The organism is Terriglobus sp. 2YAB30_2 (assembly GCF_052114765.1).
GTDB lineage: Bacteria > Acidobacteriota > Terriglobia > Terriglobales > Acidobacteriaceae > Terriglobus.
This window is the reverse complement of the sequence record NZ_JBFRFJ010000002.1, coordinates 420,783-440,248: the sequence shown is the minus strand read 5'-3', so window position 1 is coordinate 440,248 and position 19,466 is coordinate 420,783. Positions and strand designations below refer to the sequence as shown.

The 19,466-nt window shown below is 55.9% G+C and carries 11 protein-coding genes; 4 read left to right on the top strand and 7 right to left on the bottom strand.

The genetic code is table 11. From position 1 onward, the window contains the following. The first annotated feature begins 134 nt into the window (after positions 1–134). Positions 135–1,622 carry a multicopper oxidase family protein gene (locus tag AB4Y89_RS04510; RefSeq protein ID WP_442299699.1) on the top strand — a complete coding sequence of 496 codons (1,488 nt, stop codon included), beginning with the start codon at positions 135–137 and terminating at the stop codon, positions 1,620–1,622. A 139-nt stretch (positions 1,623–1,761) separates the two neighbouring features. Beyond that, positions 1,762–2,259 (top strand): DNA-binding protein, encoded by a 498-nt coding sequence (locus tag AB4Y89_RS04505; RefSeq protein ID WP_442299698.1) that lies wholly within the window; start codon positions 1,762–1,764, stop codon positions 2,257–2,259. A gap of 96 nt (positions 2,260–2,355) precedes the next feature. Here AB4Y89_RS04505 and AB4Y89_RS04500 read toward each other — a convergent pair whose 3' ends face one another. Then, positions 2,356–4,389, bottom strand: coding sequence for an O-linked N-acetylglucosamine transferase, SPINDLY family protein (locus tag AB4Y89_RS04500; protein WP_442299697.1), 2,034 nt, complete (start codon positions 4,387–4,389; stop codon positions 2,356–2,358). A 301-nt stretch (positions 4,390–4,690) separates the two neighbouring features. Here AB4Y89_RS04500 and AB4Y89_RS04495 point away from each other — a divergent pair, with 301 nt between their 5' ends. Beyond that, entirely contained in the window at positions 4,691–6,343 is a 1,653-nt protein-coding gene (locus tag AB4Y89_RS04495; RefSeq protein ID WP_442299696.1) for an alpha-L-fucosidase, read from the top strand. A gap of 185 nt (positions 6,344–6,528) precedes the next feature. Here the strand turns inward: AB4Y89_RS04495 and AB4Y89_RS04490 are convergent, their stop codons facing one another. The 6 genes from AB4Y89_RS04490 to AB4Y89_RS04465 form a co-directional block, all read right to left on the bottom strand. Next, positions 6,529–10,140: a carboxypeptidase regulatory-like domain-containing protein gene (locus AB4Y89_RS04490; protein ID WP_442299695.1), complete on the bottom strand. Its 3,612-nt coding sequence runs from the start codon at positions 10,138–10,140 to the stop codon at positions 6,529–6,531. Positions 10,141–10,338: 198 nt separating this feature from the next. Next, positions 10,339–11,157 carry a class I SAM-dependent methyltransferase gene (locus tag AB4Y89_RS04485; RefSeq protein WP_442299694.1) on the bottom strand — a complete coding sequence of 273 codons (819 nt, stop codon included), beginning with the start codon at positions 11,155–11,157 and terminating at the stop codon, positions 10,339–10,341. A gap of 131 nt (positions 11,158–11,288) precedes the next feature. Continuing rightward, positions 11,289–11,720, bottom strand: coding sequence for an alpha/beta fold hydrolase (locus AB4Y89_RS04480; RefSeq protein WP_442299693.1), 432 nt, complete (start codon positions 11,718–11,720; stop codon positions 11,289–11,291). Between the two features lie 1,405 nt (positions 11,721–13,125). Then, positions 13,126–13,419, bottom strand: coding sequence for a DCL family protein (locus AB4Y89_RS04475; RefSeq protein ID WP_442299692.1), 294 nt, complete (start codon positions 13,417–13,419; stop codon positions 13,126–13,128). Positions 13,420–13,435: 16 nt separating this feature from the next. Beyond that, positions 13,436–16,051, bottom strand: a complete 2,616-nt coding sequence (locus tag AB4Y89_RS04470) for a DEAD/DEAH box helicase (RefSeq protein ID WP_442299691.1) — start codon at positions 16,049–16,051, stop codon at positions 13,436–13,438. Beyond that, positions 16,048–16,962: a HamA C-terminal domain-containing protein gene (locus AB4Y89_RS04465; RefSeq protein WP_442299690.1), complete on the bottom strand. Its 915-nt coding sequence runs from the start codon at positions 16,960–16,962 to the stop codon at positions 16,048–16,050. The genes AB4Y89_RS04470 and AB4Y89_RS04465 overlap by 4 nt, the downstream gene beginning before the upstream one ends. 269 nt (positions 16,963–17,231) lie before the next feature. Between AB4Y89_RS04465 and AB4Y89_RS04460 the strand changes: the two genes are divergently transcribed. Beyond that, the gene (locus AB4Y89_RS04460; RefSeq protein WP_442299689.1) at positions 17,232–19,442 is read left to right on the top strand and encodes an RNA-directed DNA polymerase; all 2,211 of its coding nucleotides are present in this window, start codon (positions 17,232–17,234) and stop codon (positions 19,440–19,442) included. Positions 19,443–19,466 lie beyond the last annotated feature (24 nt).

The window sequence follows — 19,466 nt, the reverse complement described above, 5'->3', positions numbered from 1 at the left end:
GACGAAGCGACTCAAGGAGTTGTTTCCACGAAAGTTTCGTCTTTTTTCCATGCACTGCGTCTTACCGGTATGCCGGCAACTGCTTGCCTGAGAAATTCTTACCGTGAGACCATCACCTTCACGCGAGGCCCCAGGTGAAACGGCGAGATTTTTTACGTTCCGGCGCCATGGCGCTGGCTGCTCCCGGTCTGCGAGATGCGGGCCTGTATGGCCTGTCCCAGATGGGACAGATGGCGATGCCTTCTCAGGGGCAAACGTCTGCCCCTCCCGGCCTGGAATCGCATTCAGGACCGCCTGCCGATATTACCCTCCGCATCGAACCCGTGACTGTGGAGCTCGCCCCGGATCGCATCTTGTCGACCATTGGCTATAACGGAACCTCGCCTGGACCGATCCTCCGTATGAAACAGGGAAAACCAGTCACGGTAGACGTCGTCAACCGGACGGATACTCCGGAACTCGTTCACTGGCATGGCTTTCTGATCTCGCCGGAGACGGACGGTGTCGAAGAGCAGGGGGCTCGTCCCATTCCGCCGCAGGGAACGCGCCGCCTGCAATTTACGCCAGCCCTTTTCGGTTCCCGGTGGTATCACACCCACGCCATGGCGGAATCTGACCTGCACAAAGGCACCTATACCGGGCAATTCGGCTTCGTGTACATCGACCCGGCATCGGGTGACCCGGGCCATTACGACCAGGAACACTTTCTCGCCCTCCGCGACTGGGAGCCGTTCTTCTCCTCGACCATGGAAGACGATGACGATGAAGACGGCAAACCGGCGCTTCAGCCGGAAAAGCCGACCAGGGACCTGCCTGGCTCGCCAGGGCTCGAGGTCAGTTCCATGACCTACTCCATTAACGACAAGGCATTAGGGGCAGGCCAGCCCATTCGGGTAAAACAGGGAGACCGGGTTCTCTTCCATCTGTTGAATGCATCCGCGATCGAGAACCGGCGTGTCGCCTTCGCCGGTCACAAATTTCGGATCATCGCCTTGGACGGCAATCCCGTCCCTACGCCAGTGGAGGTGGATGCGATCTTCCTGGGAGCCGGGGAACGTGTCTGTGCCATCGTGGAGATGAACAATCCGGGTGTATGGATCCTCGGCGCGACGAATGACATGATCCGCAATGCCGGTCTTGGCGTCATCGTGGAGTACGCCAATCAGCACAAAAAAGCAGCATGGACCAAGCCCGGACCGGCGAGTTGGGACTACACCCTCTTCGGTAAGCCGGGAGCACCGGCGCAGAAACCCGATGCGGTGATCGACATGGTCTTCGAAAAGATGCCGTCGGGTATGGGCAAGTTCAACGCCTGGCTCATCAACGGCAAACCGTATCCGCACGAGCGCGAGTTTCTGTTAGAGCAAGGCAAGCGCTACCGTCTCATCTATCGAAATCGCACCGATGATGCCCACCCGATGCATCTGCATCGCCATCAGACGGAACTCGTAGAGCTCAACGGAAAATGGACCCACGGCCTGATCAAAGACACGGTCGTCGTACCGTATTTCGGCCGCGCCTCCGTAGACTTTGTTGCTGACCAGCCTGGGCTGACTCTCTTCCACTGCCATATCCAGAACCACATGGACTACGGCTTCAAGGCTCTTTTCCGTTACACCTAAGCTGGCTTGCAGAGATGCAACCAAGTCATCCAAGGACGCCATCTTTGGCGACTATGAGAGACGGAATGGAACGCAAAACGCCGGAGGGAAAACCTCCCGCCGTCTTTCTCCGTCGTAGACAACCGTAAAGGAGGACGACATGCCAGAGAAAGCAACAACCGAACGCGCAAAGAACGATCTTCGTGAAGGAAAGTCTCCTTCAACCGCGGCTGGAGAGTTTGTGCATGAGGAGATCGAGCATATTCGCGAAGGGAAACATGGTGCGCGATCGCCGCAGCAGGCTATCGCAATTGGTCTCAGCAAGGCACGCAGAGCCGGAATTCCGCTTCCTCCTCCAGGGAAAGGACAAGCGAAGGAGAGCACCCGCAAGTCCGCTGAAAAAGCATACGAAAAAGGCCAGGAGGGAGCCGAACCAGTTTCTCCTAAACTCTCCAGGGCCAGAGAGCGGGTGTTGCAGCGCGAATCTCATCGGTCCGCGACACGCGGTGCTCTCTCAAAGCAGGCAAAGACAGCTTCGAGCAAGCGGACTTCCAAGAGCCGGCATGAGGCAGCAATGAAGGCCGTAACAACAAAGGGTAAGGAAGGCCTTCGCAGTGCAGCTCGTAAGGCGGCGCGGACTCGCAGTAAAAAGGGATAGAGCATTTTCCCTGTCGCGATGAAAACGCCGTTGCACGCCTCTTCCGGGATATCGAGTAACAGGGAAAATACCTCTAGGCCCTTGTCGAGGCAGCATCTAGAAGGTCTCGGCGGGAAGTCCTGCGCACCATCGTTTCCAGGCTGTGCGAAGCTTCTCCACCAGCACATCTACAACCTGGTCATGTTGACGCAATGCGCTGCGGGCGAACATGGAAGGCAGTTCATGTCGTAATGTATTCAGCAATTCCAGCTTTTGCGTCCACCAGACGGCCTTCTCTACAAATTCGTTCTGACTGTACGTAATGAACTCTGGAATACCCACATGGGAGGCGATCGACGTACCGATGCGGCCGGAGACGAGTTCGCTGCAGAGGGTGAGGGTCGGGATTCCCATGCACAAGGCATGGCTGGTGCTGGTGCTGCCGTTATAGGGGAAGGTGTCCAGGCAGAGATCGGCCATCCGATACTGTTCCAGTTGTTCCAGCACAGATCGCGTATGCAGGAAGAGCAACCGTTCCTCCGCTACACCTTCAGCGAGGAACCATGCCTTTACGGTCTCTGGGGGAGCGCCGTTGGACATGGTTGCCAGGATCATCCGCGAACCCGGAACCGCCTTCAAGATCCGAGCCCATAATGCGATGAGAGGCTGGTTAAGCTTGTTGACGCGCGCTAGGCAGCAGAAGGTGAAGTAGCCATTGGTCAGCGCAGGAAGTTCGTTTCGCTCAGGCGCTGGTTCATAGGGCGCGAACGTCGTGGTGGCAGGTAGATAAAGAATCTTCTCGGAGAACTGCGGTTGTTCACTGGGAGTGATCAGATTCGCATCGCCAATGAAGTAGTCCATTGCGTCCAGACCAGTCGTCGCGACATATCCGATCCAACTCATCTGCAGGGGAGCTGGTTTGCGTGCGAAGGTCAGCATGCGGTTGTCACCGCTATGACCAGAGAGGTCGAATAGGATGTCGATAACGTCGGCTCGTATGGCGCGTGTAAGCGCCTCATCTGAGGCCGAAGCGGCTCCGCGCCAGTAATCGAACAATTCCTGGTACTGCGCTGTAACTGTGTCGTACTGCCGGCTCACGTTGTAGGCATAGAGCTGCAGGTCCGTATGCTGTGTAAGCCGTTCGAGCGCAGGCATCAGATAGCGGACGACCGGATGATTGCGCAGATCGCCCGAGACAAAGCCTACCCGCAGAGTCCGATCAGGCTCGCGCGTATTGAGATAGTTTCCCCATTGAGACTTCAGCGGTGTTTCGAAACGCTCTGCGTAAATGCGGTGTTCCGCCAGGATTGCAGCGGAAGTGCAGTTATCCCGTAGAGAAAGCGTGAACAGCAGATTACTGTGCCCCTGGGCCAAATTGGGATCCAGCCGGATAGCATGGCGCAGCAGCATCTCTGTCTCGGCGACAAATCCATGATGCCCCATCAGCTCTCCCAGATTGACGAACGGCGGAGCAAAGGTGGCGTCGAGCTCGATGGCTCGCCGGTAATACGCCTCTGCCTCAGGATAGCGGTGCTGCTTGCTTAGAAGTTGTCCGTAGTTATTCAGCAGACGTACTTCCTGCGGCATGACTCGAACGGCGCATTGATAGTGCAGGTCGGCTTCCTCCAACTGCTCGCGCATGTTGAGGATATTCGCCAGGTTTACGTGCGTCAGAGCATGATCCGGATCCATGGTCAAAACAAAGCGGAGTCTGGTCTCTGCTGCCGTCAAGTTACCCATCTCAAGCAGTGTGACGCCCAGATTGTAAAAGGGCTCAATGGAGTCCTGATGCAAGGCAATTGCCCGCTCGTAGTGACGAACCGCCTCACCCTGGCGCCCGGCACCCTTCAATGCATTGCCATAGTTGTTCTGATACTGCCAATCGTCATGCAGATTTGCAGGCGCCTGCTGATAGAGCGCAATGGCCGTGTTCAGATCACCGCGGGTAGCGATGGTGGCGGCAAGGATCTTCCAGGCAAGAGGGTGCTGCGGGTTGCGCGCATTCAAACTGCGAGCCAGGGCTTCAGCCTCAGCTAAACGGCCTTGAAGGAAATACTGTTCCAGAGCCAGCAGCTCCTCGGAGGAGATCGCGCCAAAGCTAATAAGCGCTTGAGATGAGCGGGGTTGTGCGCCGGCAAAAGCGGATTTCAAAGGGGGAGTCCTCCGTGAATTCGTGCCCATGGACCGCCCCACAGCATAGACAGGGAGAGTCAAGACTCTATGTAGCAATGCCATGACCATCACCGGGGTACAGTTCGTTGGAAGGCTCTTATCTTGAACCAGAGGATTCTCTAATCTTCATGATCCATGCAAGCTATTGATTTATAAGTACATAAATCGTCGCCATCCATCTTTGAGCCTCTACGGCTCGGCTGCGAGGAGTGATTTCGATTTCACTCGCAAACTTGTTCTTTCATGTATGGTTTTCGTGTTGTTTTATCGGAGGAAATCTGTGAGGGAAGTACGACCGCTGCGCCGAATCATCCATATTCTGAGTCTTCTGTCTCTGATCCTTGTTTCCTGTCCTTTGGCAGGGATTGCTGAGGATGACCCGGAAAAGGGATCTCTGAACAAGCCGGACAGGTTGGAATGGTTTCGCGATCAGGGTTTTGGTCTCTTTATTCACTGGAGCGTCGACAGCCAACTCGGTGTGGTGATCAGCCACTCGCTGGTGGGTGCTTCACCCGAGTACACGGATCGCTTTTTCAACGAGCTGCCGAAGAGCTTCGACCCGGACCGCTTTCAACCGAAGGACTGGGCTCGTCTCGCACATCTGGCAGGCATCCGCTACATGATGTTCACCACCAAACATCATTCGGGCTTCACCATGTTCGATAGCAAAACGACGTCGTTCGGTGTGATGCATACGCCCTTTCATCGCGACATCACGCGAGAGGTCTTTGACGCCTTTCGTTCCGAGGGAATTTCGACAGGCGTTTATTTCTCGCCGGATGATTTCTCATGGCTGCACCAGAACGGCAAGACCATCCGCCGTTCCGTGCCTGACGTTCAACCGAGGAATAACCCGGGCCTGATGCAGTACGACCAGAGTCAGCTCAAAGAGCTGCTGACGAACTATGGCAAAGTCGACGAACTCTTCCTCGATGGTGAGGCCATGGGTCTACGCGATCTTGCATGGAAGCTCGACCCCAACATCATTGTGACGCGCGGCGCCATTAAGACACCTGAGCTGACCGTTCCTGGCATGCCGCTTCCCGGGCCGTGGGAGACCTGCATGACGATGGGAACGGCCTGGCAGTACCAGCCTCAAAACGAACACTACAAGTCAGGCGGAGAGCTGATTCGCCTGCTCGTACAGACACGCGCCAAGGGAGGCAACTTCCTGTTGAACGTCGGGCCTAAACCGAATGGTGAGCTTCCGATCGAAGAAGAGGAGCGCCTGCGTGAGATGGCTCTCTGGATGTTCGTGAACTCCGATGCGATCTATGCCGTGCGTCCCTGGGTCATTACCAACGAAGGCGATGTCTGGTTTACCAAAAAGAAAGACAACAGCGCGCTTTATGCCGTCGTCGAGTCCAACACACCATGGCCCCGCGCTACATGGAAGGAATTCACGCTTCATTCCGTTCGAGCCACGGAAAAGACAGAGGTAAGTGTCCTTGGACAGAGTGACGAGGTCGTGGAGTATCACCCCGAAATTACTCCGAAATCGACATGGCATCAGGAGAAAGACGGCCTCCATGTGCGAGTGCTGCAGGCACAGCGGCTGCAGGATAATTTCCGCTGGCCGAATCCAGCCGTGATCAGAATTACAAACGTCGAGCCTGCCCTCAAGCCACCGGAGGTGCAGACAACCGGCTCAGTCGTTCGCACATCGGGAGAAGAAACACTCGAAGGTTCTGTCCTTGATATGGGGGACCAGCCCTCGCTTGAAGTGACCTTCGAATATCGACCGGTCTCTGGAGAGGATGTGAATTCACGCACGGCTGCCTGGACCGCAACGCCGGCGCAAACGGTTTCTAAACCAGGACTGTTTACGGCAGACCTCAAAGGACTGGATCCCAAGGGCGCTTATGAGTTTCGTGCAGTGATTCACCACCCGCTGTTGCCACTCTATGGTGCAGAGCTGAAGATGAAGCGATAGAGCATTTTCCCTGTGGGTGTAGAGTAGGGCTTCCGCATCTATGGGCGTTTTCCGCAATGAAAACGCCGCTGCACGCCCCTTCCGGGATACCCGGCAACAGGGAAAACGCTCTAACTGAAAAGAAAGTGAAAGCCTGTCCGGGAGATTCCTCCGGACAGGCTTCTGCTTTTCAAAGCCGCGTCTTCTTAGAACTGGAACTTGCCGGCGAATTGAAGGATGCGTTGCGAGTTTCCGGAAGCGACACCGCTGATGGTGCCAAAGGTCGAAGGAGTCGTTACTGTGGCCGCTGGATTGCCGAGAACTGGATGGTTCAGGATATTGAAAGCTTCGGCATCGAGTTTGAAGGAAAGGTTCTCATGAATGGGGAAGATCCGATGGATTGAGGTATCCAGCCCCCACGACTGTTGCCCCTGAAGGAAGTTTCGAGGAGCATTTCCGAGTGTTCCGATCGCTGGTGTTTTGAAGGCGCAGGGGTTGAACCATTGTGTCCGGGTACGGGTCGCCCCACCGGGCGGTGTGCAGGATGGGTTGCCGTCGATCGGACCGGATTTATAAGGATCACCGACAAGGTCGGCACGTTCATAGGTTCCGGCGTTACCGGTGTTGGCAATGTCACCCGCTGCAGTCACATTGAAGTTCTGGCCGGAGCGGGCAGAGATGATGGCATTCACCTGCCAGTTTCCAACGACGTAGTCGCCCATCGTATTTCCCGTTGAGAATCGCTTGTTCTTTCCGATGGGAAGTTCGTATACGAAGTTAGCGGCGAGAATTTGAGGGATGTTGAAACCCGCAGGTCCCCGGCTGCCACGCGGATTATATGGATCCTCGGGAACTCCATTTTCGACGCCGAAGTAGCCGTCAGTGCCCTCATTCAATGTCTTGCTCCACGTATAAGCGACGGTGTATCCGAGACCATCGCTGAAGTGACGCTGGAACGACGCCTGCAGTGCGTTGTAAGAAGCATTCGCGCCCGAATGGTCCCAGGACTTCTGCGGAACGGTGTAGGGGAACGGTTGGCCGGTGTTGGTTCCGCGTGCGGCGAAGGATACACACGTGGAGCAGGGAGTTCCCGTGTTGTAGTAGCCGCCGATATCCAGGCGGTGTGACGAAGATCCAACGTAGTTGAGCGAGAGGACGGTATGAGCGCCGAACTGTTGCTCGATACCGAAGTTGTACTGCTCAGAATATGGATTCTTCCACTGTGGATCGACCATGTAGTTGACGTTCGACGAGCCAAAGGGAGTCGCCGCCGGCAGATTGCCGGAGTTGGCGGCGAAAGGGTCTTGGGCCGAGGTATAGACCGTTCCTGGAGTATTGGTTCCATTGATCTGCAGAGTTCCGGTATCGGGCCACGACCCCTGGTAGTTCTGGGTCATCTGAATGATGGCTGCCCAGTTGTCATAGGTCATGCCGAAGCCGCCGCGGACCGACATCTTATCGTTGACGCGATAAGCGAAGCCGATACGAGGAGAGACATTGTCTTTGCTGCCGTGGAGAATCTTTCCTCCGGTGGCAACCCGGACGTGTGCTGGCAGCGTTGCGCTGGGAAGGCATGGCGCATGCTTGCGGTCACTGCACAGGGGTGGCAGCTTCTGGATGATGTAGTCGCCAGTATTGAAGTCGAAGTCTCCAGTTTCAGGCGAGCCCTGCAGGCCGATCGAGTCATCCGTACCGAAGGCTGGAATCACACTGCGGTCGTAACGAACGCCAATGTTCAGTGTGAAGGTGTGAGTGATCTTCCAACTGTCCTGAAGATAGATGTTGGCGATACCGCCGGGACGCTCCGTCAAAAAGACATTGCGCTTGTTCTCGGAGTTTGGATAGTCGAGTAGGAAATCGGCCAGTCCAAAACCTGACTGAGCGGCGATCTGGGCGGAAGTGATATTCGAAGGGGAACCGGGGTTTGCTCCGGCCTGACCTGGAACATTGCCGAAGTTGCCCGTTGAAGCTCCAGTGAAACTGACCTGTCCTTGACGCAGTTGCGCGGTGTAGTTCACCTGGTCCCATCCACCGCCGGCTTGTAGCTGATGACTACCGATGGTGTGCATCACGCTTCCCAGCCATTCGTGAATGCTGGAGAGGTTTTTCGATGGGCTGTTGACTTCACCTCCAGAGAAGCCGTTGGTGACTGCCTGGGTGACAAGCAGAGTTGCACCACCGACGAACGAGTTGCACATATCTCCTGAGCAACCATACGTCTTCCAGAGATTGCGATCGTTGAATTGTGTGACGGTGGTATTCCCGACATGTGTGCGACCGTATTGAACCTGCATGCTGGTTGCGGGGCTGAAGACATGCATCCAGCTCACTCCATACTGTTCGGCAGGAATATCCGTCGAGGTGAAGAGTGTCGGTAATGTGCTGGGTGATTCCTGGTTCCACTGAATGCCGGAATAGCGGAAGAAGATGAAGTCCTTCGTGCCGATGTGCTGATCGATGCGGCCGGTATAGTTGTAGACCTTTTGACGGGTCGGCTCGGTGATCTGGTAGTTGTACGTGGTGGGGGCGATCCCCGGAATGACGGTCGGGCTGACATTTCCGAAGACTGCTTTGACGAAAGCAAGGGAATAGCCATTCATCTTGTTGACCGGAATCTGGTTACCAAGGAATGCGGGGCGGTAGGGAACTGCTGCATTGTTGGCAACGGTTGGATCGTAGAGCTGGCAGGAATACGTCTGCGCCTTCGTGTCACTGGCAGAACAGGTTCCACCTTTGTTGACACCGGTGGTAGCACTGGAGAAATCTCCGTTGAGCTGTGCCTGCGTGGGAATCAGGATATTGGTGGATCCGGCTTTGGAATAAAGCGTTCCCTCCATACCAATAAGAAAGAATGTCTTATCGCGACCGTCATAAAGCCAGGGAATGCGTATGGGGGCACCGACCTGACCTCCAAAGGTGTTGAGGTGATACGACGGCGGGGCGGAAATATAGGGCTTGGCATCGAAGCTGTTGTTGCGGATGAACTCCCAGGCAGAACCATGAAAGCTGTTTGTGCCTGACTTGGTGACGATGTTAACCACGCCGCCAAGCGAACCGCCATAGACGGCATCGTTGTGAGAGTTGATCTTGAACTCCTGGATGGTGTCGATAATGGGCGGGACAGCGTAGGTGTTGTACCAGGCCTGGTTATCGTTCATCCCGTCCACAAGATAGATGGTGGAGCGGTTTCCGGCTCCGTTGATGGATGGAAAAGAATAGCTCGTCGTTCCCGCTGCAGTGACCGCGGTGTTGCTCGCACTGCTGTTCTGACCGGTACTGATGGGAGTCACTCCGGGCGTCAAGGTAAGAAGCTGCGTAAAGTTGCGGCCATTAAGCGGAAGGTTATTGACAGCCTTTTCGTCGATAACAGTGCCAAGCTGCGCGGTTGAACTTTCCACCTGCGCTCCGGTTGCCTCAACGGTAATGGTGTCGGTAACGCTTCCGGTGCGAAGCTCGGTATTGATGGTCACCGCCTGGGCGACACCTACGTCAAACGCCGCCACGGTCAGCGTCTGAAACGATGCCGCCGTGAAGGTGAGGGTGTAGCGCGCGGGAGGAATTGCCGTGAAGACATAGGCCCCTGAATCGTTGGTCACACTCTCACGGAGAACGTTTGTCTCGACGTTCCTCAGCACGACTCGAGCACCTGGCAGTGACGCGCCGGTGGGGTCGGTGACGCTGCCGTTCACCGAGGAGGAAGAGTTTTGCGCCCTGGCAAGAATGGCGCTGATGAAAAGGATGGCGCCGCAAAACACTGCCAGAACTCTTTTGCGGGAAGATGTGCGTCGGTTCAGTGCTGCAATGGCTGGCATAGGCATGCCTCGCTACCTGGGAATCGGTCTGCTTTGAAGCGGGCGAATCCTACAAAGCTGTTAAAAAGCCTGTCAAGGAAATTTTTCACTGATGGTGAAAAGTTTTCACTGATTAAAACGTTTAGGTGGAAAAGAGGTGTCACAAACGCGACAAAGCCCGGCGGTGGCCGGGCTCTGTCGCATCGAATATTTCTGTTATTTCCGTTACTTCTTCCGCGCGGTGACTTTCAGGTATTGGTTCTTTACCAGCGTATGGGTATCGGTGTCAGCAGCGACATTGGCTCCTGACCAGAGCGCTACTAAGTCGCTATAAAGTGCCCCTTGCCCCGCTTCATCCAGCTTGCTGAACATCACTTTTGTTGGACCGAAGTGGCTCCGGAAGAAGTCAACAGCACCTGCCGGGTTTACCGGCATATCGAAATCGATGGAAACCAGTTCGGTCTCAATATTGGTAAAGTACGGATCCAGCCGTGACTTCACCGTAGCCTCATCGCCCCACAGGACGGGCGGTTGCACTCCGGGTGGAGGTGGCACATGCTTAGTACCGGCTCTGAACATCGCGCCAGTAAAGCTGCCAGGATTCCAGTTGCCCATGGCCAGCAGACCTCCCGGTTTCAGCACGCGTGCCGACTCTAAGGCGACCAGTTCGGGCCGCGGAGCGAACATTGCGCCGAACATAGTGGTCACTGCGTCGAAGCTGGCGTCGGGATAAGGAAGTGCCTCAGCATCACCTTCATCGAAGGTAATCGCCAGCCCTTCGGCTGCCGCACGTTCGCGGCCTTGTTCCAAAAGATTGGTGGCGATGTCGACACCGGTAACAATGCATCCGCGGCGTGCCAGGGGGATAGCCGTGTTGCCGGTACCGCAGGCAACGTCGAGCACCTTACTGCCGGCAGGGATCGCAAGCCGGGAGATGAAGTCTTCCGCTCCGCCAGAGATGGTTTTAGCAACAACGCCAAAATCACCGGCCATCCAGGTAGAGCGCATGGAAGCTTTGATTTGTTCAATGGTGGGGGCGGACATTGGTTCACCTCGTACATGACATTAGGGCCCGCTTTGCAGCAGGATGGTATCAGATGAGCAGCGCAGGTGTCTCCGAGCCCTGTGTTCCTCCCATCGTTGATAGAGGAGCCACAACATAGAAAGTGGAACCGCTACACGCCTTCAAATCCTAGTCCGGTGAACATTCGTGGGCTCATAAATCCCCCTCCCCATTTGTCATCCCAGGCGGCTGTAGGCTTCGCGGCAACAATTTCATCCAGGGATCGCCCCTGCCTCTTAAGAGTTGCAACCTTATCGTGAGTGCTAGCCAGCAGGGTTGCATGTTTGAGGTCCAGAGCTTCGATCACCGCTGCAAGATCATCCGCGTATCCGTCCATATCATTTCCTATGGAGGGCTGACCTGATCGGCCATGGCCGCGCCGATCCACTGCAACGCAGCGGTACCCGTGCTGAGCGAGGAACAGCATCTGGCCGTCCCAGGCATCTGAGTTCAGCGGCCAACCGTGGGAGAACGTGACGACTGGTCCCTTGCCCCAGTCCTTGTAGTAGATCGTCGTACCATCTTTCACCGTAAGCGTGCTCATACGTTTTCTCCTGAATTGAGTTTTGTGAAGAAATATCGCCGCCCCTGTAGAGCGGCGGCAGTTGGTGTGTTCCTCCTTACTGCTATTCGGTGTTCGCCAAGGCGAAATATGTGGTGGATCGGACCAGGAAGCAAAACAATTGGACCTTGGTATGGCCAATACATTTGGTTATCGAATGAAGGATTTTAGCTATCATCCTTCGGCCGATAGTGAGTGCGGCGGTCTGTAAAACTGGAGATGAAGGCCCCGACAACTTCTGTAGGTCCGCTGGCGATCTGCCTTTGCAACCATCAGGCAGTTCGGAGCAAGCTAGGGCGGCCGAGCGTCGCTAAGATGCGATCAAGTAGCCAGTCCTGCCCTTAACCTGCTCGATTGGTAGGGCAGGCAACGTCGAGCACTTTGCTGCCGGCTGGGATCGCGAACTGGAAGATGAAGTCTTCTGCTCAGCCAGAGATGGTTTTGGCAATAACGCCAAAATCACCGGCCATGCAGATAGAGCGCGTGGGAACTTTGCCTAATTCGATAGTAGGAGTCGGCATGGGTCACCTCGTATATGACATTAGGGCCCTAGCGACCTCTATGCAGCGCTCAGGAAGGGGCGCAGGAGGGATGCTACCAGAAGAGGGATGGAGGAGTCTCGCGTGCACGTACAGAACTGTTATCGCGCGGTTGCTCTACTTTAGATGTCGAGGAAATCACGCCAACTCTAATTTCTTAGATTGATGGCGGGGACGACGGGGCTCGAACCCGCGACCTCTGCCGTGACAGTTACGCTAATTGATTGTATCTAAATGATTTCATGGGCGTTGATGGCTAAGTACAGCACCCTTGAGCACTCAAAAACACTGGGAAAAACGCAGATACCGAAATTCAGCACCCTCGCCAGCACCCTCACTCAAAACCGTCTCAAAACTCCTGACCTCTGCCGTGCATTGGCATAGAGGTCGACCTGGGCAGAAGTCTGCTCTTTCTGCGAGGCGACCGAAATTCGAGGGTGCGGAAGGGTGCTCGAGCACCCTCGCTTTGGTCCAACTCATTCCGGTTCAATCAGTTGTGGGAGCGATTGTTTCCCAGCCACCTAGACACCGAACTAAGCCGATGACGACGAGCGCCTTTGTCGATGCTGACAGTCAAATTCATCACGTTCGCCCAATACCGGCGGGTTCTACTCGGCGCATCGGCGGGTTGGAGGAAAATCTTCAGGTCTGTCACCATCATTCGACTTCTACCGCACGGCTTTTGTATTTGTGTCGCTTCGCCGTGCGAATGCGAAATGGTATGGAAGTTCCAGTTCCTTGGAAAGGATAGAAACTCCGCAAGCGATTCATAGGCTGTGCTCTTGATTGCATGATGGCTGTCGGATGTCATGTGAGAAGCGAATCCGCTAAACATCAAGTCGTTAACCTCAGCCGCGAATGCACGTCGTACATGAGAACTTTTCCGTCGTTCCGTCTGGGCGATTAACCCAAAAGCACTTCGTACCGAAGTCGGCACTCCTAACGCTAAAGTGCGTTACGCCGCAGCCGATCTTCTCGGTGGCTTCGGGATGCAGCGCAAGCACCGCCCGGAGCAAGTTCTCGTCGGCAGCGCTTACCTTGTCGCCAACATCGTAGCGGTTGAGCATACCCTTATAGAAGGCGATGGCATCCCCTTTTTTGGCAAAGTGCGTCGAACCAATGGTGATCGGTTTTGCGGGCATCCCTCTCCTCGATCGTCTATGGCGGTGAAACTTGGAATTCAGGATCCGCTGGCATTAGCTTCGCCAGGATTTCATGCAGGATGATAGCAGGAATTCCCATGCCTTCGAACTGCGCTTTCCTCTCGGCAACCCAGGCAATGCAATCCTGCTGGCTTAGATCGTCACGGGAGATTTTCTCGTAAAGTGCAACCGCGCTCATACGAGAAAGCCCAAGCTCCATCAGCGATAACAGAGTACGAGATGAGACGCCGAACTCGAGCTGGGTTCCAATGTCGAGTTCGTCCTCGATCAGGTCGGGGCGTCCAGTCTCGCGCAGGTGTAGGTGAAGCACGTCTACATATGCAGAAAGGTATTTAGGCGCACGGAAACGAGCTATCTGCTCGACCAGATCCATCGTGTCTCGGATCAATACCGGTAGCTTGTATGACCGCTTAACTTCGAGATGATAGTCAATGTTCTCCCTGATTATCCTCGCCAATGAGTGGCCTCTCAGCCACTGCACCACGATTAGGGCGTGGAGACGAACCCGGCCTTGGGGGACGAAGGCTGGAAAGAGATTCTCATTTATTCGTCGCATAATCGTGACGAATCGATCATAGCTATCTTGGCTGTCGACCGCCGCAGGCAGGAGGTTTTCGATATCGCCTTCGTAGCGACGGAAAGCATCAAGCAGGTTCTGGAGGCCGAATGCACTGACGCCGGGATGCCGTCCGACAAGGTCGGGTTCTATCTCGATTTTGGCAGCAATGGCGGCGAGGCTCTCGTCGAGACGGCTGACAACTGCTGGGTCGTGACGCTTGGCCAGGTTTGCCTGAGCGATCGATCCGACCCGCAAATATGTGGCGAGGAGATAGGCGCCCACCTGCTCGAAACGCTCCGCATCGCCGATGCTGGCGAGATCCGTGTTCGCGCGGCGATCCAAGTAATCGGCCAACCCGTCGCCGAGCTCGATAACGGCGTCACTCTCGCGTTTGATTGGATAACGGGCCCGGGACGGCACCCCACCGGGCCACGCAAAGGTGTCATAAGGATCGATGCAGATGATGTTTCCCTGAAATTCATCGCCCCATCTGCCCGCGCGACCTGCTAGGTTCCAGAAATCATGTGCCTCCATGGGGTGTCCCATACCCTTACGCGGGCCGCGCAGTACAATCGTTCGGCACGACAGGTTCACTCCCTCGATAAGGGTGGACGTACAAACGAGAAACCGAAGCTTGCCTGAACGAAAGAGCCGCTCGATCTCGAGTCGAATCAACGAGGGCATATTGCCATAATGAAATGCCACTCCGCGCTCAACGAGCGGCGCCAGCCGGAACTGCGGGTGCACACCCTCCCGAGCTAAGGCTGCCAATGCAGCGAGTTCGGTGTCCAACTTGTCGGGCGGCGGTTGCAATTGGCTGATGAGATCGGCGACATCCTCGGCCTCGGCGGCGCCATTCGCGTAAACCAGGGTTCCGCCACGCTCGCCTACCGCTGCGGCGATAAAAGCGAGCCGTTTCTTGAGTCCGGCTGGCGAATTGGCGAGCACAAGCACACCAATGGGGAGCGAGGCACCGTGACCGCGCACCGACAGGGCCCAGCGCTTCGGCGTGCGTGGCACCTGTTCGGCGACAATTAGATTCTGGAGGACAGTTGGTGCGTCGCTCTCGATGGCGGCTACCTGGACGCCATCCGGCGCATCGAGGAGCAGCTCCTCCGGATTCTCCGTTGCAGGGCTAATGAATACCAGTTTGAGGGCCGGATTCACGCGGCTGACTCGTTCGATCGCGTCTTGGAGAATGACTCCGCGCTGGTTGTCGCCGATCTTATGCGCCTCATCGACTATGAGGAGATCAATTTTAATCGCATCGCCAATAACATTGGCAATCAGATGCAAGCGCTCTTGAGTGAACACCAGAATGAGCTTTGCGCCATCTCCGAGCGCCGCGTCATACTTCGCGCGCAACGGCAAGGAAGACACATCAATATCGGGACTCTTGCCGATCAGAAGCTGGAGACTAGCCTCGATCTCGGATACAAGTGCACGGGTCGGCGCGAGGTAAACCGCCACTTTGGCGTCGGTCGAGCGCATCTGATCGAGAAGCCATAGCAAGACGACATAGGTCTTCCCCGAGGCAGTTGGCGCTGAGGCGGACAGCCAGCCGGGATCACCTGCGCTAGTCCAAAAGCGCTGCTGGAACTCATTCACGGGAAGCCAGCGGCCACTAGACTGAATCAGCACCGACTGATCCATCTGCCGTCGCTGTGCTTCGATACGCAACGTCATGCCTAGCCGCCCTTCAAGACCTTCGACGAGCAGATTGCGATGGGTTGCGAGCGCAATCGCACGGAAATTGGATAGCTTGCTTAGCAGCACTGCGGCGGTATCGCGGACAGCATCGCGGGAGGAAAGTGTCATGGCAGCTGTCGCGATCCTGAGTGCAGCTTCTTGCTGCGACCGTTCACGGGATCGGGCGAGAATACTGCCAGCGAACAGCAAGCGAGACCAATCAGGAGTTGCGCCGACCTGACCATCCGCAGACTCAATAGCAAGATTGTCGAGTTCAGCTCTCACCGTTTGGCGAGTGAGAGCGTCAAGCTCAATGCGCAACCCTTCCTCTACCATCCAATTCTGCAAATCGGGAAGGTTCATTTGGCGACTCCCATCGCTGTGAGAAAGGCAGAACGAAATCCTTCGGCGGATGGCAGCGGCAGACAAAACAGCTCGATCTCCACCTGCTCAAGCTTCTCAGTTGTCAGTCTCTGGCCGATTGTTGTGCACCATGTCTCAAGTTCGAGGCGTGCCGCATTCGCGATGGAATCGGCGACGACCTTGACCTGATCTAGAGGATAGAATTCTGCGTCGAACCCTACGAGCGCAACCCCGCAATATTGAACGCGCTTGGACTGTGTCGAGTTCTTGTCAAAAAACCGCTTCAGTGCCTCGGTCAGTTCCGGCTTACTGAGATCAGCCTTGTCAGCGAGCAGAATAAGATCGCGTTCGCGTTCCGCACCTTCGTGATCCAGTTCGATGAGGAACGGAGCGAGCGAGCTAAGACACTCCCGAATCGCCGCACCTGGGTCTTTATAGATTTTTGATTCGCCCCAGTAGAGCTTGAGGATACCGTCAGTAGTCACTCCGGCATAGACACCGTCGGCACCGTGATAGTGCATCCTAATGTCGGTCTTCAGGTCCATTTTGCAGAGGATCTGCGGAAGTTTGAGGAAGCGCTCGGCCAGGAGGAACAGTAGCATCTCCCCGCCCTCACCCGTCAGGGCGATGTCAGTGAAGGAGCGTTTTGCCTGCTCGACAAGTGCAGCGACGGCTTCGGTGCTGTTGTACTTAGCATCGCGTTCCTTGGCTTTGGCAAGCTGAACGCGCGGAATTGCGTAGTCCGCGACCGCATTACGCATGAACTCGGCCAACCTCTGCGGTTGGACTCGACCATTCGCATCAACTGTCAGACAGTGACAGTGAATTTTTACCGCCTGACCAGCAATCGAAACGTCCCGCTCCACTAAAGAAAGGTGGATCTCGAGCGCTTCGGGATCTCCTGTCAGCACAGCCGTCAATTCCGTCGGAGTGATAGTCGGCAGAAACCCTCCATCTTGGTCTTTCATAGACGCGGGTAAATATAAGTGGCTTTATTCTACGTACTTACACCGATCCATGCTATTTATCAGTTGTGTTCTCGCTGGTTCCTCCCAGTTTGGCACGACATGGCCGAGAACAGCACCGTTCGACCCATGTGAGCTTACTTGCGTGTGCCACTGTACTGCGAGGCGTCGGCGGTGGCGGACCGATCACAATTTAGATTTCTTCGACTGGCCGGTTGAGCGAAGGTAGTCGACGCCTTCGCAGAATTGAGCTGCTGTTCCATGAAGAAGCTTCGCGTGACGTAGAATCGTTTCGCTGCGCCAGGCAATCTTCTATGAATAAAGCCTCATTGATTTCCATCCGGAATCTCGATCTCGCCTGGGCGCGCATAACCACGGCGACGAATATGCAGCACAAGCGGATGTTCCGACATCTGTACCAGGCTTACGAGCCCGGTCGGAAGCCGAACCTTCGGTTGTTACATGAGAAGTTGCGTGGCGCATGGAAACCGACGAGTCCCATTCGGCTCTATATGCCGAAGGCTTCAAAGCTTCTTCGCCCGCTGTCCCTCCTCTCCCTGGACGATCAGATCGTCCTTCAAGCAATTGCCAATGAGGTCGCGGCGCAGATGGCGACGCGGCGCGCCGCCGTCGAACGAAACGTCGTCTTCAGCAATTGCCTGAACCCTGATCCGAGGTCGATCTTCTTCCTTCAGGACTGGCGCCGCACCTATAGCGGATTCTCGACCCGCCTCGGTCGTCACCTCATGGCCGGGAATCACTGGATCGCACATTTCGACTTGGCTGCGTTCTACGAGACTATCTCCCACCGTGCGCTACAAAGCATCGTGGCTCCATCTGGTGGGAGCAGCGAAGTTTGGAAACTCATCCGGGATTGGCTGTGCGTTTGGACCTCTGGTGCCGGCGGCATCCCCGTGGACCATGGCATTCCGCAAGGGCCAGTGGCTTCGGATTTTCTCGCGGAGGTATTTCTCCTTCCACTCGACGAAGCGATGGCGAAGGCTGGAATCCCGTATATCCGGTACGTGGACGACATCCGCGTTCTAGCTCACACCGAGGAGGAGGTTCGCAGRGCCGCAATCATTCTCGAGATGGAGTGCCGGCGCTGGAGCCTGATACCGCAGAGTTCGAAGTTCAGTGTGATGTACGCGGCGACGCTTGCAGATGCGCTAGGCACGCTTCCCAGCATCGCCGAATCCACGGGCAGGACGGGCGACGAAGCCGAGCTTGATGATGATTCGGCGGTGGCGGTGTTCAACGACGCGGTTGGGGGGCGACCGCTAAGAGTGAAGGACAAGAGCCGTCTTCGCTTCGTCCTCTACCGAGCGGGTGCATCACGGAAACTACTCGCCACGACCTTGAAGCTCCTTCCTTCGCACCCAGAGCATATCGATGCCTTCGCAGCGTATTTCCAGAACTATGCCAAGTCGCGGCCGATCATGACCAAGGTTCGAGCGATGCTGACCCAAGGAGTTCTTTACGACTATGTCGAGGGCGAACTCTGGCTTTTGGCTGCTCGCTTGGGGAATCACAGCGACCTTACAGCGTTGCTGCCGATCGCCCGTCGGCGCGCCAGAGCCAGACATCTCTCGTTTTCCATCCAGCGTGCACTTCTTGCTTTCTTCCTGACGTGCAGGAATGCCGGAATTGTCCCCGCAACCCGCGTCCTCAACAAGCTTCGTACCAGTACCGCATATATTCAGTCGCTCGTTATACCGCACCTTGCTGATGGCGATTTCGAGCGGGGCGGTGTGGTCGCTGACCTTATTCAACAGCACGCACCGGCTGCGGGGATGGTGCTAGCCGAAGAGTTAGTGCAGCGCGATATCTCGACGCACGATTTGAGGCTGCGAGTTAGCCGGATGTCGCCAGAGACGAAGAACGTCTTCAAGGGACTCGGTTTGATCGGCGCCACTCGCAGTACCAAATTTGACCAGATAGGTGACGTGATCCGTTCTAGGTTCGGCCTGCGCTATTGGCGAGGTTGGAAGCCACTTCTCGATGCGAATTTTCAGCACGCGCTCAACCTGCTCCTGAACGCCGACAGCAAGTTTTATTCGGATAAGTCCGGATGGCTCGCATCCCAGAACTCATTCAACGATGCGGTCTTTCGTGCCTTCCAGAAGTATTTGGCGGACAACAACTTGGCTGGAGCCATGACGTTGGTGGACGGAAGCGGACAGAGGCTCAGGACATTTGGGCAGCTTTTAGACGCTAACGGTGCCTTCGCGCGTGAATTTACCGCGATCGCGACAGCGCTCAGGGCTGCGAACGATCGCCGGAATCGCATTCCTGACAGCCATCCGTTCGAAACCAAGGGTGGCAAGCAGACGAAGCACCTTCAATCGCGGGAGCGGGACGCACTGAAGACACAGTTGGCAACTGCCTACAGCGGGATCATGGATTTTCTCGATGCGCAGCCATAATGCAGCCCGAGGTTCAGTAGACCT